The organism is Acetobacter pasteurianus (genome assembly GCF_009914215.2).
Lineage (GTDB): Bacteria > Pseudomonadota > Alphaproteobacteria > Acetobacterales > Acetobacteraceae > Acetobacter > Acetobacter pasteurianus.
The window spans coordinates 358,809-372,979 of record NZ_CP039846.2 but is presented as its reverse complement, the minus strand read 5'-3'; the positions used below and the strand labels follow the sequence as shown (position 1 = coordinate 372,979).

At 54.8% G+C, this 14,171-nt stretch carries 11 protein-coding genes; 9 read left to right on the top strand and 2 right to left on the bottom strand.

Annotated features, from left to right (window positions below; all coding sequences use genetic code 11):
- Positions 1–72 precede the first annotated feature (72 nt).
- From FCN51_RS15175 to FCN51_RS15145, 7 genes are all read left to right on the top strand, one after another.
- Complete coding sequence (locus FCN51_RS15175; protein WP_003625173.1) at positions 73–2,391, top strand: adenylate/guanylate cyclase domain-containing protein; 2,319 nt, start codon at positions 73–75, stop codon at positions 2,389–2,391.
- Complete coding sequence (locus tag FCN51_RS15170) at positions 2,388–3,287, top strand: MlaE family ABC transporter permease (RefSeq protein WP_160256268.1); 900 nt, start codon at positions 2,388–2,390, stop codon at positions 3,285–3,287. Before FCN51_RS15175 ends, FCN51_RS15170 begins: the two co-directional genes overlap by 4 nt.
- Before the next feature lies 1 nt (position 3,288).
- Positions 3,289–3,990: a hypothetical protein gene (locus FCN51_RS15165; protein ID WP_003625177.1), complete on the top strand. Its 702-nt coding sequence runs from the start codon at positions 3,289–3,291 to the stop codon at positions 3,988–3,990.
- On the top strand, positions 3,990–4,940 hold the full coding sequence (locus tag FCN51_RS15160; protein WP_012812751.1) for an MlaD family protein: 951 nt from the start codon (positions 3,990–3,992) through the stop codon (positions 4,938–4,940). Before FCN51_RS15165 ends, FCN51_RS15160 begins: the two co-directional genes overlap by 1 nt.
- Positions 4,937–5,875, top strand: a complete 939-nt coding sequence (locus tag FCN51_RS15155; RefSeq protein WP_124305859.1) for a hypothetical protein — start codon at positions 4,937–4,939, stop codon at positions 5,873–5,875. The genes FCN51_RS15160 and FCN51_RS15155 overlap by 4 nt, the downstream gene beginning before the upstream one ends.
- A 27-nt stretch (positions 5,876–5,902) precedes the next feature.
- Positions 5,903–7,279 carry a discoidin domain-containing protein gene (locus tag FCN51_RS15150; protein WP_160256267.1) on the top strand — a complete coding sequence of 459 codons (1,377 nt, stop codon included), beginning with the start codon at positions 5,903–5,905 and terminating at the stop codon, positions 7,277–7,279.
- 122 nt (positions 7,280–7,401) lie between these two features.
- The gene (locus tag FCN51_RS15145; RefSeq protein ID WP_012812753.1) at positions 7,402–8,436 is read left to right on the top strand and encodes an ion channel; all 1,035 of its coding nucleotides are present in this window, start codon (positions 7,402–7,404) and stop codon (positions 8,434–8,436) included.
- 3 nt (positions 8,437–8,439) lie between these two features.
- On the opposite strand, the gene FCN51_RS15140 is transcribed toward FCN51_RS15145, so the two are convergent.
- Positions 8,440–10,644: an FUSC family protein gene (locus FCN51_RS15140; protein WP_160256266.1), complete on the bottom strand. Its 2,205-nt coding sequence runs from the start codon at positions 10,642–10,644 to the stop codon at positions 8,440–8,442.
- Between the two features lie 111 nt (positions 10,645–10,755).
- Positions 10,756–12,942, bottom strand: a complete 2,187-nt coding sequence (locus FCN51_RS15135; RefSeq protein ID WP_012812755.1) for an FUSC family protein — start codon at positions 12,940–12,942, stop codon at positions 10,756–10,758.
- Between the two features lie 241 nt (positions 12,943–13,183).
- On the opposite strand from FCN51_RS15135, the gene FCN51_RS15130 reads away from it, so the two are divergent.
- Both FCN51_RS15130 and FCN51_RS15125 read left to right on the top strand, forming a co-directional pair.
- The gene (locus FCN51_RS15130; protein ID WP_003625190.1) at positions 13,184–13,558 is read left to right on the top strand and encodes a YidB family protein; all 375 of its coding nucleotides are present in this window, start codon (positions 13,184–13,186) and stop codon (positions 13,556–13,558) included.
- 73 nt (positions 13,559–13,631) lie between these two features.
- Positions 13,632–14,159, top strand: a complete 528-nt coding sequence (locus tag FCN51_RS15125) for a hypothetical protein (RefSeq protein WP_003625191.1) — start codon at positions 13,632–13,634, stop codon at positions 14,157–14,159.
- Positions 14,160–14,171: the final 12 nt, after the last annotated feature.

Genomic DNA, 14,171 nt, shown 5'->3' with positions numbered 1-14,171 from the left:
TTGGCCGGTTTGCTGTAACTGTCTGCCAGAATCAGGTTTTGAATAACCGGTAAAGCAGCGGAACCTTATCTCGTGGCTTCTGAAGAGATCATAGATCCCACAGTCCAGCACGATGCTTCTGTTCGAAGGGTTCTGCTGCATCTTGTTCTGCCATTTGTTGTTACGGTTATGGCCGTGCTGGCCATTGCGCTGGTAGGTATCAATTCATACCGTACTACCAAGGAGGGTGTTTCCACCCTTACGCACCAGCTTATGGGTGCTGTGCAGCAATATATTGTGCAGCAGGTTACAGATTATATTCTACCGGCTGCGACGGGTAACCTGATTGCCTCTGGCATGATCGAACATGCCCCCGCGCAGGTGGAAGACAAGGTTTTCTATTCCTACGGTAGCACCATGCTGCGCAAGATTCCGCAGCTTCAGTCCTTTTATCTGGCGGATGATGAAGGGCATTTCATGCTCATCGCCCGTGCAGCGCAAAAGGGCGTGCAGGAACATGTGCGTCTGATTGAAAAAGACGGCCACACCTATTTCCACCACGCGTTCTGGGATGATAACGGGCAGAAAATTTCCGAAACGGAAGAAGATGCCAAGGGGTATGACCCACGCACGCGTGATTGGTATAAGAATACGGCCGGAACAGATAAGGTAACCTGGACCAAACCGCACCTGTTCCCCACCACCAGCCAGTTTGTCATGACCAGTTCTCTGCGGTTCAAGACAGATGCTGGCCATACAATGGTGTTTGCCACCAATATTTCGCTCAACGAACTCAGCTCGTATCTGGATCAGATCAAGGTTGGCAAAACCGGCTCCGCCATGATTGTGGATAGCCGCGGCCTGTTTATTGCCGGCAAAAACCTTACGCAGCAGGCCAAGGCCGCTGGGTGGGACCCGGATAAAATGGTGCTGGACCGCAATGCCTATCCGGTTTTTGCATTGGGGTATGACCACTATCGTGTGCGTGGTGTTGGCCCGCGGCATGTTACGTGGGATGGCACGGATTACATCACCATTGCTGCAGCTCTGCCGCACTATTCCGATAGCTGGATTTTGCTGATGGCCGCGCCCGAAAGTGATTTCGGGTCCTTCGCACGCCAAAGCAGCCACCAGAGCTTGCAGTTTTTGGCCATTATCACGGTTTTCTCGCTTGTGCTTGCAGGCCTGCTTGTGCGGCAGGTGCGGCGCACAGAGTCCAGCACGCGCCTGTTGGTGAAGCAGAAAGAGCAGATTCAGCGCGAAAGTTCTGCGGTGCAGCAGGTGGCCGTTGCGCCGCGCCTGTTTGACCCCACCGTAGAACCCCTGAGTCTGACAGAGCAGCTAACGCTTGTAACGGGTGCCCGGCGCGCCACGCTTTGGCGCTTCTTGCACGATGGCGCTGCCATGGTGTGTGAAGATGCGTATGATCAAACGCAAAACACACATTCCGGCGGGTTTGAAATGGCTCGTACAGAATTGGGGCCATTCTTTTCTGCCATTGAAGAAGGCAATGCGTTTTCGGTTGAAAATGCAGCCGTAGACCCGCGTACCACGCGGTTTGAGCGTTTGACCATGCGTGAACTGGGCACAAAGGCATTGGCCATTTGCCCCGTGCATGGCCCGCATGGGGTGGAAGGTGCGATTATGCTGGAAGATCCGCATCTTCAGCCGCACCTGCTGTATTTCCTTGATCTTATGGCCGGGGTGGCTGCCCTGCGCTTTGCCGCACAGGCGCAACTGCTGAATACGCAAACCGGCAAGATTGTAGATGCCGGGCAGCAGGTTGCCACGCTGGATGTGCCCGCGCCCAAATCTGATAATATGCTGATGAAGGCGCCAGAAGCCGCCGCCGTTAATTCTGCCAGCATTTATCCGTCTGTTGCTGTGTTGGTCATCACATTCTCTGACCCCGTGGTGGAAGGGGAAAAAGAAACTGAGGCCCTGATTGAACTCATCAATCAGCTGGCGGCAGATGTGCAGTCCGTCGCGCAGGAAGAAAAACTGTTTGCCGTGGAAGTGGCCGGTCACCGTATGATTTGCATGGCAGGTTGCCTGCCCACGCCAGATGTTACAGCCATTGTGCGCGTTGCAGATGCCGCGCTTAAAATGCGTGAAATCTTTATGGCATCACTGGCTGCAGCAGATCTGGAACCGGTGTTTACCATGGGTATTGATTACGGCCCGGCATTTGGTGGCGCGGTAGGAAACGAACCCAAGGTGTTCAACCTGTGGGGGCAAACGGTCTCTCTGGCCGAGCTGATGGCACAGGGCGCGGCAGACCCCGGCACCATTCAGGTAACAGAGCGTGTTTATGGCGTGTTGCGTGACAGATATCTGTTCCGCAGCCGTGGGTCCTTCTTTGCGCCGCATCTGGGGCTGGGGCGTGCCTATACATTGGCGGCAAGGCGATGAGTGGGAGCCAGCAGACAGGCGGCCCCAACACCACGCCGTCGGATGATGAACCAGATCTGATTCTGCAAACAGATGCGCATAAGCCTGCCAAGCGTATTCCGGTGCATGAATGGATACGCAGGAAGCTGGCATGGATCGGCCGACTTGTGCGCAGGCAGGCCCGGTTTTTCCTGGTTGTTTTGGGGGCAGGCTGGGGCGTTATTTTTGAGAGCTTCCGCTCTCACGCATGGCGCCGTACCGTGCGGTACGAATTTATAACCACCATGAACAACATTATCGGCGGTGGTGTCAGTGCCTCACTGTTTGCCGGTATGCTTACAGGTGTGGCGGCTGTTTCTCAGGTTATTTACTGGTTGGGTCTTACCGGCCTTGCCAAAATGACAGGCTCCATTCTGGTAAATGTGGTTATCCGTGAAATTGCGCCCATTCTGGTTGGCATTCTGCTGCTGGGGCGTAATGGCATGCTGTCCGCCACAGAGCTGGGGCTGCTGACTATTGGTGGGCAGGTGCGCTCCATGCAGTCTGTGGGGATGGACCCGTTCCTGATGCTGGTGCTGCCACGCACGCTGGCGTTTACCGTGGCCGGGTTTACGCTGGGTATTCTGTTCTCCATGTCATCGCTGATAACCGGGTATGTGATGAGCCGTATTTCCGGCGTGATCACCAACCCGATCTGGACATTTCTGGATGATGTGGCCGCGGCCATGTCTGTGACTGATTATGCCGTTATTCCGCTTAAATTCATCATGGTTGGTTTTGTGGTGGGGCTTGGCGGCTGCCTGACGGGCCTGACCGCCACCAATGAAGATTCACTGCGCACCTTGCTGCCACGCGGCTTTTCCCGCGGGATGCTGATTGTGATGATGGTGAGCGTTCTGTTCAGTCTGGATCTGTAAGATGGAGACATATTCAGCAGGCCCACTTCTGGAACTGAACAAGGCAGTGCCCTCATTTGAGGATAGCGGCCTGCCGCCGGTGCCCTTCAACATGAAGCTGATGCCCGGCGAATGTATGATTGTGGAAGCGCGAGACCCAAGCCGCGCCACCATGTTTGCAGATTTGTGCAGCGGTATGGTGGAGCTGGAAAGCGGGCAGGTCAGCTTTATGGGGCTGGATTGGGCAAACCTGCAGGATCGGGAGCTTAATGCTCTGCGCGGGCGTATCGGGCGTATTACCCGCCGCGCCAGTTGGGCGGAGTTTATGCCCACGCATCTGGGTATTATTTTGCAGCAGTTGCACCACACCACCCGCAGTTTGGATGATCTGGTGGCAGAGGCTGTAAGGCGTTCAGAAAGTTTTGGTCTGCCGGGTGTGCCGACCGTGAGCCCATCCCTGCTTTCAGATACGGATCTTACGCGTGTTTCATGCGTGCGGGCTTTTATGGGGCAGCCGCATTTGCTGCTTTTGGAAGACCCGCTGGAGGGTGGCCCGCCCGAACTGTACACCTCTTTCCTGTCTTCAATTACAGAAGCGCGGGATAGAGGGGCAGGCGTAATCTGGCTGGTGCGCAGCAATGCCGTTTGGCAAAGTTACCGGCAGGGTATTACCTCCACATGGCGTCTTGCTGATGATGGCCTAGTAGCAGTACGGATGGCATAATGTTCCAGCTCCGCTTAAGACAGAAAGTGAAACCTCTTATTTCTCTGCGTTATGCAGATGAATGGGTTGGATTTCTTGTTCTTCTCAGCCTTGTTATTTTTGCAGGCGCGGTGATTGAAGCCGGCGTGCTGCGAGACTGGCTTACTCCGCCTGCGCGCTTGCGCGTGGTGCTGCCTGCTTCTGGCGTGGGTGGCCTTACGGTTGGGGGGGATGTGCAGCTTATGGGTGCCCATGCAGGTACCATCCGTTCCATCAAGCTCAATCCGTCAGGCAGTATGTATGCGCTGGTGGATCTGGACCCGCAGGCCAAGCCGTTCATCCGGCGCGATAGTTCAGCTATTATCCGCAAACAGCTTATTGTAACCGGTGCTGCTTATCTGGACCTCAGCCGTGGGCATGGGGAGCCTATGGATTGGAGCTACGCCGTTGTAAGCGCAACGCCAGCCCCCAACCCGGCAGACCAGATTACTGCCACGCTTAACAGTATTCAGGCAGAAATCATGCCCGCACTGGCAAGTGCCCGGCACATGATGGCGCAGCTTGATGGCACCATTAGCGATATGCACGCAGGCAAAGGCACCGTTGGCCAGTTGATGACGAATGATCAGCTGATCAAGCAGGCCGAAGCCACCATTGTTTCGCTTAATGGGGTGATTGACCGCCTGAAACCGATTGAAAACCAGATTTCCGGCATCATGAACAAAACCGATGCCACGGTGGCCAACCTGAAAGGGGCCTCGCGCGATCTGAAGGGCGCCACACCGCATCTGCCAGGTATTGCGGCTAATCTGGATGCCAGCACCGCAGATCTGCCAGCATTGCTGGCGCAGGCGCAAACCACACTTTACGGGCTGGAAAAACTAACAGACCAACTACGCGGCATGTGGCTGCTGGGGGGACAAAAAGTGGTACGGCATAACCGTCTGTCACCAAAGCAGGTGCGGCCATGAGGTATTTTTCTCCCGCTGCGGCTGTTTTGTGCCTGCCTTTGTTGCTGGCTGGGTGCGGTGGTGCGGCACAAGATAAACCCACTGCGCAGGATGATGCCGCGTGGGATCAGGCCATGACAGCCGGGCGAGATTCCTTTGAACTCGGGCGTTATACCGTAGCCGTTACGCAGTATCGCAAAGCAGCAGATCTGGCTTTGCTGCGGGATGATGCAAGCGCGATAACCGAAGCCGGGTATGATCTGGCAGTTGCCCAATTAGCCGCAAATACGCCGGATAAAGCGTTGCAAACAGCGCAAGCTACACGGCAGGCCGCTGGTGTGCGTGGGCAAACGCAGCTTTATTCGCTTGATCTGGTAGAGGCCGCTGCACATTACAGGCTGGGCCATTACAGTTCGGCCATATCATCTGCCACGCAGGCCATGCAGTCATCCGATAGTGCATTGGCAGGCAGGGCGGCTTTGGTGCTGGGGCTTGCGGCCGATGCGCAATCTGATAGCGCAAATCTGCAAAAAGCTGCGGCCTATCTTAGTAGCCTTAAAAAGCCGCTTTCGACCACGCAGCAGGCAGATCAGGCAGAAATTCAGGCCCGTGTGCTGCGCCAATCCGCACCACAGCAGGCGGAAGCTTTGGCCGTGCAGGCGGCTGACCTGCGGCGTAACGATGGCTCCTACCGTGATATGGCGCGTGCACTGGCACTGGCCGCGCGCATTGCTTCTGCTCAGGGTGACCAGCAAAAGGCCCGTGCGCTGTGGGAGCGTGCAGCACAAAGTGCAGCGGCGCAGTCTAGCGGCTTGAACCGGATGGATGCGCAAACACTGGCGCATGGTTCCATCAACAAAGGCAACTACGTGCCGCCCGAAGATGATGCCGCAGCCTGGGCGCGGGATGCCGGGGGTGTTTCCCTCCGTCCGTTTGAAGATAAAGACGCACAGTAAAACGAGTAAGGTGTAAGTGGCTGGGCAATGCAGCGGAACCTGATTATTGCGCGCTGTGGTGCCCACTCCTTGCACCCGGAATGGCTGAAAGGGGGCGTGCCAGAATGGGATCTGGTGTTATGCCCATTTCAACCTGTAGATATGCAGGGCCTACCCGGCCAGATGGTGCCGGGCCATAAATGGGATGGCCTGTATCGTTTTCTAACAGAATGGGATGGCTGGAAGCAGTACGACTATATCTGCTTTCCGGATGATGATTTGCGCGCTACGGCAGAAACGTGGAACCGCTTTTTTGCAGCGTGCAGGCAGTATAACGCCAAACTGGCAGCGCCGGCGCTTACCCCGGGTTCTTTCTGTAGCCATCTTTCCACATTGCAGAATAAAAACTTTGTGGCGCGGGCCTCTACATTTGCAGAAATCATGGCCCCCTGCATGCAGCGGGATTTTTTGCATCAGGCACTGCCAACCTTCCGCTTTTCACGCGCAGGCACAGGGTTCGGGCTGGATCTGCTGTGGCCCATGATGCTGGGTTGGCGCGATATATGGATAATGGATGCCACCCCGGTAGAGCATACCCGCCCGGTAGGGCAGCAGAGGTCTTCCGCATTGGGGGAAATCAGCCAGTATGATTTTCGTTTCATTGCGGGTTTGGGCGTGGTTGGGGCTACGTGGTCTTACGGTGGATATACCCAGCAAGGCACGTATCTGGATTATCATGATAGTCGTTTTGCTGAACTTTATCGGAAAGGCTATGCCTATGTGCAGCAGCACTATCCGCAATATTGGGCGGAGGTTTGTGCGTTTCAGCCAAGTGCACCTCCGCAGTTGAGTACGCAGGCGCTTGATAAGCTGGAACAAGCTCTATTTCATTTAAACAAGGATGCCGGGAACATTCTTTCTCGCCACCGGCCAGCTATGTTGTCTACCGTCTCTCAATGGTCATGGTCTCATGATGCGGCGCGTGAAGCCTCTGGCGGCAATGATGGGCTGATAAACGGCGGCTACGGTTTTCATACAGATTTTGAAGATGATCCGTGGTGGCAAGTTGATCTGGAGCAGATGTGCAAAGTGCAGGAAGTAGTGCTGCACAATCGGCTGGATCAAAAAGAATGCTGTGTGCAGCTTGATATTCTTGTTTCGCATAACGGCACGGATTGGCACACGGTTTTTACCAAACGGGATGATACGCATTTTGGCGGAGCGGATTCCCAGCCTTTGCATGTGGTTTTGCCCAAACCTGTTATGGCGCGTTTTGTGCGTGTGCAGGCGCTTGGGCACACGGTGCTGCATCTGGATCAGGTAGAAGTGATAGGCACGCCCGGCAGCATGAGGGCGCAAAACGGCTTTTTTGAAAAACTTATCTACAAAACCGCACGTTTTCTAAACGCAGGGCGTTCTGAATAAAAACTGAGTGTTTTATTATGTTTTTTATGGGAACTTGCAGGGGTTCCATGCAGAAATGTTGAGGCACACGCACGCTGTGCCGTGTATCACCGCACTATAGGGCGCATCCCCATACCGGGCCGGTGCGTGGAGCGGTGATTATGAAAAGACTATTGCGAAGGTACAGAAAGAAAAGCCAGCTAGATAAGGAAATTCGTCACACGCCGCTGGAGGATGTGGGCGGATCTTCCACGGCGCAGAAGAAGAAGGAAGGCGGACGTTTTTCTTTAAGCACGCGTGAAGCTGCCAAGCGTTTTAGAGCCCACGCGCTGGTGGAAGAAAAAGGCCACCACGATGTTGTGCGTGTGGGGCTGAAGGACAGCGTATGGACAGATCTGTACCATCACGCCCTTACAGCAAGCTGGCCCGCATTTACGGCTGTGGCTGTGTTTTCTTACCTGCTTATCAATTTTATATTTGCGCTGCTGTATATGGTGGCACCTGACCAGATTACGAGTGATGGTCAGCATACTCTGCTTTCACTGTTCTTTTTTAGTGTGCAAACGCTTTCCACCGTGGGTTACGGGGGCATGACACCCGTTGGCATTTACGCCAATGCCATTGTCTCGTTGGAAGTGTTTATCGGCATGATGCTGACAGCCGTGGCAACGGGGCTACTTTTTGCCCGTTTTGCACGCCCACGTGCGCGTATCATGTTCAGTAATACCGCTGTTGTCAGCAGTGAAAGTGGTATTCCCGCACTGTGTATTCGCATTGCCAACTTGCGTGTCAGCGTCATTCTTTCAGTGGATGTGGAAGTAGCACTTTCCCGCTTGGTTATGGGGGAAAATGGGCATCTGGTGCGCAAGTTTGACCAGCTCCTGCTTGTGCAGTCTCATGTGCCAGTGCTGCGGTTTGCTTTTGTGATGGCGCATGTGATTGGCCCAGATAGCCCCTTACACGGCAAGACAATGGCGGAACTGGAAGCCGAAGAAGCTGAAATTATTGTAACAGTTACCGGCACGGATGAAGCCTTGGGCCAAACCGTATTTGCCAGAACGGCTTACAGGTTTGACCGCGTGCGCAATAACCATCGGTTTGTAGATATTGTGGTTTCCCGCCCAGATGGCCGTATTGCAGTGGATTATACGCGCTTCCATGATGTGGAGCAGCACTAGGGGTTAGGCCGCTAACTGATCTGGAGCGTTGGTAAGATGAAAGCGTCGGGTCACATCCATAAATGTGGCATGGGCTGTAAACTCATGCCGCAATACTTCCAGCGCCCCAATAGCCCGCACAAGGTCTATTTGCTGAGAGAGATTTCGTTCTGCCATGGCAGCCGGTAAAAGGGCTTGCATGGCTTGGGCAGAAGCAAGGGCAGGGGCCTGTGTGTAGCCTTTTATGTGGCTGATTGTTTCCAATACATGTGTAATCTGCTGGTGTTGATTGGCAGATAAAAGCTTGTGAGACAGCACATTGTGCAGGCGCAAAATCAGCAAGCCGGTTGTCATCGCGCTCATGGCGCCTGTCAGATAGGCTTCCACCAAAGCGTTTGGGTGCGTGCCAGCATGGCGAATAATCTGCGCAAGTCTATCGCCCGAACGGGCAATCCACTGGGCAGATGTAAATGTTAGGTGGCCTTTGGCCATCAGGCGCAGATCACGCACCATTCTGCGGCGGAGCCTCCACCGTTCTCCGGCAGGATCAAACGGCAACACAAGGCGGAACGCCCATATCCCCAGCCCAATACCCAAAACAACCGCGGGGGTGGTGTTAAACCACGTTATTTCATCCATGCGGGTGTGGTTGGCTGGCCCCACCATAAAGGGCAGGAAGTTGTTATAGGCTGCCGCTGTGCCCGCAATACTGCCGGGCGCACGCAAAGCCAGCCCACCTACCAGCATGGGAAAAAAGAGTGATGCCAGCAATGTTTCCACTCCAGATTGCTGAGGCAGCACCACAAAGCTGAGAATGAACGAAATAACAGCCGCCCATACCGCACCGCGAAAAAAGCCGCTGGCTGCATGCACAGGGTCTTCAAATGAAGAAAAGCGCGTGGTGGTTACAGCCACAAACATGGCAAGTGTAGAGCCATCGGGCCATGCCGTTACTTCCCATAACAAACCACCTGCGCAAATGGCGGCTGCAGAGCGGATACCGTTATTGGTGGCCAGCAGAACATCTTTTTCAGGTGAGCGGTCAAACCGGAAGTGGTCCGCCCTCTTGGGCATCTGGGTGGCAATAAAGTGCTCCAGAACAAGGTCCAGTTCCATCAGGAGCTTGGCCAAAGCAGATTCCAGAATACGCCCTTCAAGCAGATCACGCCGCTGCTGTTGGGTGGAAGGGGCATCTTGCTGTTGCAGAATCTGGAACCGTACAAGCCGCTCTATGCCACGTTGTTGGCTGCGGGTGCGGTAAAGCCGAATTTGAGCGCGCGCCCGTGCTGCCGCAATAAGGGTGGCATCTTGTTCCAGCTCTGTTGGCAATGAGGTAAGAAGCGCGCAGATATCATCAATAGCCTGCTGGAAATCTGCGGGAACAGGGGCTGCGGCCTGCATATGAATGTTGAGTGTGATGCCGCGCGCCAAAAAGGCGGAAACAGCGTTCAGGCTGGCGCGTGCGTGGTCTCCCGCATGGTTGTGGGGCCCCATTTCAATTTCACTAAACTCGGTTTGATCTGCCAAAGAGGGAATGCTCCCTAGCAAGGCGCGGGAGCGTAGCAGTCCATCGGGCTGGTTGCGTAACAACCCCTGCACACCTGCACATGCCCCTTGTAGCGCGCCCAGTAGGCGCTCTCGCATTTCCTGTTGGGCCACGTGTTCAAGGCGTGGGGCAAACAGGGCGGCCAATAGGCTTTCACACACAATACCAAGCGTAATGTAAGTGGTGCGGGAAAGCGCAATCATAAACACGTTGTCGGGCTGGTTGGCAGCACTCAGCACAATAATGGTGGTGGTGAAGGAGACCAGCACCAGCGCGTAAGACCGAAAATTGCGCAGAAAGGTTGCAATGGCACAGCAACCACCTGCCCATATGGCCAGAAAGGGAAAAACAAGCCCCGGCTCTTGCGGGAACGCCGCCAGAAACGCCACCCCTGCCACCGCACCAATACAGGTGCCAATCAACCGCCATTTGGCTTTGGAGAGGCTTTGCCCACGAGAGTTCTGTGCCACAATCCATGTGGTCATGGCGGCCCATTGGGGGCTGTCCATTTCCATCCACAGGGCCAGGCTTAAAGCAATAAAGGCCGCTACGGTGGTGCGCAGTGCAAAACCCAGATCAGCCGGGGCGGGCGCAATCAGCCACGCCAGCGGAAAGGAAGACCCGCTGTGTATTTTGGCATGCAGGCCGCGATACCATTGTAATGGAAATGAAAATGAAACCACGCAGCCAGATGCCCCAGATTGAAGGGGTTGTTATAACAATTTCTTGAGCATCTGACAAAAAAAGAGCCGGAACAAAAGCCCGGCTCTTTAATAGCTTGATTTAAAGGGTATTTACACGGCCCGATAGGGCTTGGAGGCATCCAAAAACACAGCGTTGGCGTCCAATTCGTGCGAAACCACAATCAGGTAGGCAATGGCGCGTGTCAGCTCAATACGGGTGGAAATATTGGGCTCCATGGCTTCCATACGGCGGAGGGCAGATGTTGCAACCCGCGCAGCATGTGCCGTATGGCCGTATTTGCCGGTAAAGCGGCTCATACGCTTCATAACAATTTCAATGGCGCGTTTGGCTGGCGGTGGAATCTGGTTGCGTTTTAGCAGGGTGCGCAAACGGATAATGTTTAGCCCGATGGTCATGGCTGCCAGCGTGCCCTGCAAACACCCTTCAATAGTGGGGGAAGGCGTGGGGCCAGCGTGGCGGATCAGGCGGGCAAACCTATCAATATTGCGGCCAATCCAGTCTCGCGTTTCGGGCATAGGCTCGGCAGATGCCAGTGTGCGTAGGTCATGCAGCATGGTGCGGCGCATGCGCCAGCGTTCTGCATTATTGTTGAAGGGGAGCACGGCCCGGAAAATCAGCACGGCAAAAAACACGCCCAGCAGTACGGCTGCGGTGGAATTGAACCATCCGATTTCGTTCTGACGCCCTTGGTTAAGGGGATGCACAAAGTTGGGCAGCAGCAGCGTATAGGCCGCAGAATGCAGGGCTGTGCCAGCATTACGGGCAGCAAGGCCACCAGCAATCATGGGTATGGCGAGTGAGCCCACCAGCATTTCGTAATCTGCCTGCGTGGGCAGTACAAGAAACACCAGAAAGAACGAAACAACAGCCGCCCATATGCCCCCCACCATGAACTGTGATGAGGCAACAACGGGGTTTTCTCGGGTTGCAAACAGCCCGCAAACAATGGCCACAAAGGTAATAAAGCCCAAACCTGCGGGCCACGCCGTACATTCCCACACCAGCCCGGCAGCCGTAATGGCCACCATGGCACGCACGCCGTTATAAACGGCTTCGCGCTTATCTACGTGGGCTTGCAGGCGGAAGTGGAAGTGATCCCCACGGATAAAGTGCTGGCTGGCATCATATTCCCGGATAGCCTGTTCCAGCTCACCTAGCAGTTCATCCAGCGCGTTGTGCAGAATGCGCCCATCCAGCAGGGCGGGAATATCTGTATCGTTTGCGGGGTTATCATCAAACGCCGTGTCAATTTCCTGCGAAAGCGCATCCACCACCCGTTGGTGGCATTCAGCCCGCAGTAATTGCAGATCGTGCAGCAGTTCCTGCACGCTTTCATCGGAATCCAGCCGGTTGGGAACGGTTGTCAGAAACTCGCTCACATGGGCTGCCGTTTCACGGAAAGCGGGCTGGTCTGTCTGCACATATTGCAGGCGCACCGCCATACCCAAACCGCGTGAAAGCAGCACGGAAACGGCTGCCAGTGCAGCGCGTGCGTGGTCCCCTTCATGCCCGTGGGGGCCCATTTCCACTTCGGAAAATTCGATCTGATCGTTAATCGAAATCAGCGGGCCAAACATGGCGCGGGAACGCACCAGCGCTTCCTCATCTCCCGCTAGCAGGCTGGAAACAGAGGTAGACACGTTGGAAAGTGCCGTGCGCAGTTTATCACGCATGTTGCGGCGGGCTGTTTCGGCCAGATTATGGGCAAATAGGCCTGCCAGTGTGCCCTCGCACACAATGCCCAGCACAATGTAAGATGCACGGGACATAGCCGTCATAAACACGTTTTCTGGGTGCGGAATGGCGCCAATGGCAATAATGGCCGTGGTATAACCGGCCAGCACAAGCGCATAGGAACGGAAGTTGCGCACCAATGTGGCCATGGTGCAGCATGTGCCCACCCAAATGGACAGAATGGGGAAGAACAGCCACGCATTCTGGTTAAAGGCCGAAATCAGGGTGATGGACATCACCACCCCTATGGCGGTGCCCACCAGACGCCATCGGGCTTTGGAAAGACTTTCCCCGCGGGAGCCCTGGGCCACAATCCATACGGTCATGGCGGCCCATTGTGGGTCATCCAGTTCCATCCATAGGGCAATCACCAATGCCAGCAGGGCAGCGGCAGTGGTGCGCACAGCAAAGCCGATGGCAGCAGGTGTGGGAGAGATCAGCCAAGCAAAAGGCAACTTCCCGCGTTCACCCGGCCGGTGCAGGGGGCGGAAATTGCGCAGGGGGCCGATCCGGTCAAGGATAAACATAGGGAGACTGGGCACGGCGACTATTTTATCCTGACAACGAAAAACAGGGAGGAACGCCGCACAGGGTAGCCTGATTCCCTGCTTTTTCCTTGTGGGTTCAGACGCATATCAGCTATCAGTCTTCCGGCGATGAACGCGCGTGGGATCAGAAATTATTTATAAATCTTGCGCATATAAGCTATCATGTTCCCAGATAGAAAAATACTGTGAATATACTATGTTCACAGTTGAGGTAAGATAAACGAAAGTAGGCGCGATGTCTGATTTCCTTCAAAACATTCTTGGTAAAGTAGAAAGTGCTCTGGGCGTGGATGTGCAGGGGGCATTGCAGCAACAGTTGCAGTCTTTGCTACAGCCGCAGAATCTGGAAGCACTGCTTACGCGGGCAGATCAGGCCGGGCTGGGTGATAAAGTGCGTTCATGGGTAAGCCAGGGCGGCAACGTGCCCGCCACTCCAGATGAAATTCGCACCATTCTGGGCAGCGATATGGTGCATAATCTGATTGAAAAAACCGGCCTGCCAGCAGATACCGTGCTGACAGCTCTGGCACATTTTCTGCCAGCCGCTGTAGATAAGCAGACCCCACAGGGCGTGCTGCCAGAAACTGGTGCAGAAACCAAACAGGCGTAACATTTCCTGCACGCCTGCAATGCGCATGTGTTGAAGGCGTGCATCCTGCGTATGAATCCGGTAGAATTACGCCATGGATTTGGGCGAACGCATTAAACGCATGGATAGCTGGCTGCTGGATGAAGTCTGCCAGCCTTTGGCAGATAAGCTGCCAGAACGTCTGACTGCTTTTGAAGTGGGCATGAGCTGCCAGCTCGGCTCTTTGCTATTATCTGCCGTTTCCATCATTGCCGTGTTTGTTGTGACTGGCATGAACGATTTTGGAAACATGATCTTCAATGTGCTGGTCTGGGCGTTGTGCGTTACGTTTTTTATTGGGTTGGGTCGCTTGCGCGTGCTGGTGCAGCCGGGCAAAGCCAACCCCTTGCGCTACATGCTGATTAGCGTGCGCATTATCTCTATTCCGTTTACATTTTATGTTATTTACCAGGCCATTACATCGCCGGTCACGTTTAGTTCGGCAATGTGGTTTAACGCGTTTTCCAATATTGTTTTTGTAGTGGGGCTGTATTTTATTTCCTGCCAGCCCCGTCCGCCCCAGCGCCGGGCGAAGGAAGAAATCTGGGGCCGTGTTATGGCCCCAGAAGGCAGCGGTCTTTAACGCTTAAAATGT

What these genes read in the sequence shown, in the direction of transcription:
- FCN51_RS15125 (WP_003625191.1), top strand. Translation starts at nt 13,632, where the DNA reads ATGGATTTGGGCGAACGCATTAAACGCATGGATAGCTGGCTGCTGGAT.
- FCN51_RS15170 (WP_160256268.1), top strand. Translation starts at nt 2,388, where the DNA reads ATGAGTGGGAGCCAGCAGACAGGCGGCCCCAACACCACGCCGTCGGAT.
- FCN51_RS15155 (WP_124305859.1), top strand. Translation starts at nt 4,937, where the DNA reads ATGAGGTATTTTTCTCCCGCTGCGGCTGTTTTGTGCCTGCCTTTGTTG.
- FCN51_RS15165 (WP_003625177.1), top strand. Translation starts at nt 3,289, where the DNA reads ATGGAGACATATTCAGCAGGCCCACTTCTGGAACTGAACAAGGCAGTG.
- FCN51_RS15130 (WP_003625190.1), top strand. Translation starts at nt 13,184, where the DNA reads ATGTCTGATTTCCTTCAAAACATTCTTGGTAAAGTAGAAAGTGCTCTG.
- FCN51_RS15160 (WP_012812751.1), top strand. Translation starts at nt 3,990, where the DNA reads ATGTTCCAGCTCCGCTTAAGACAGAAAGTGAAACCTCTTATTTCTCTG.
- FCN51_RS15150 (WP_160256267.1), top strand. Translation starts at nt 5,903, where the DNA reads ATGCAGCGGAACCTGATTATTGCGCGCTGTGGTGCCCACTCCTTGCAC.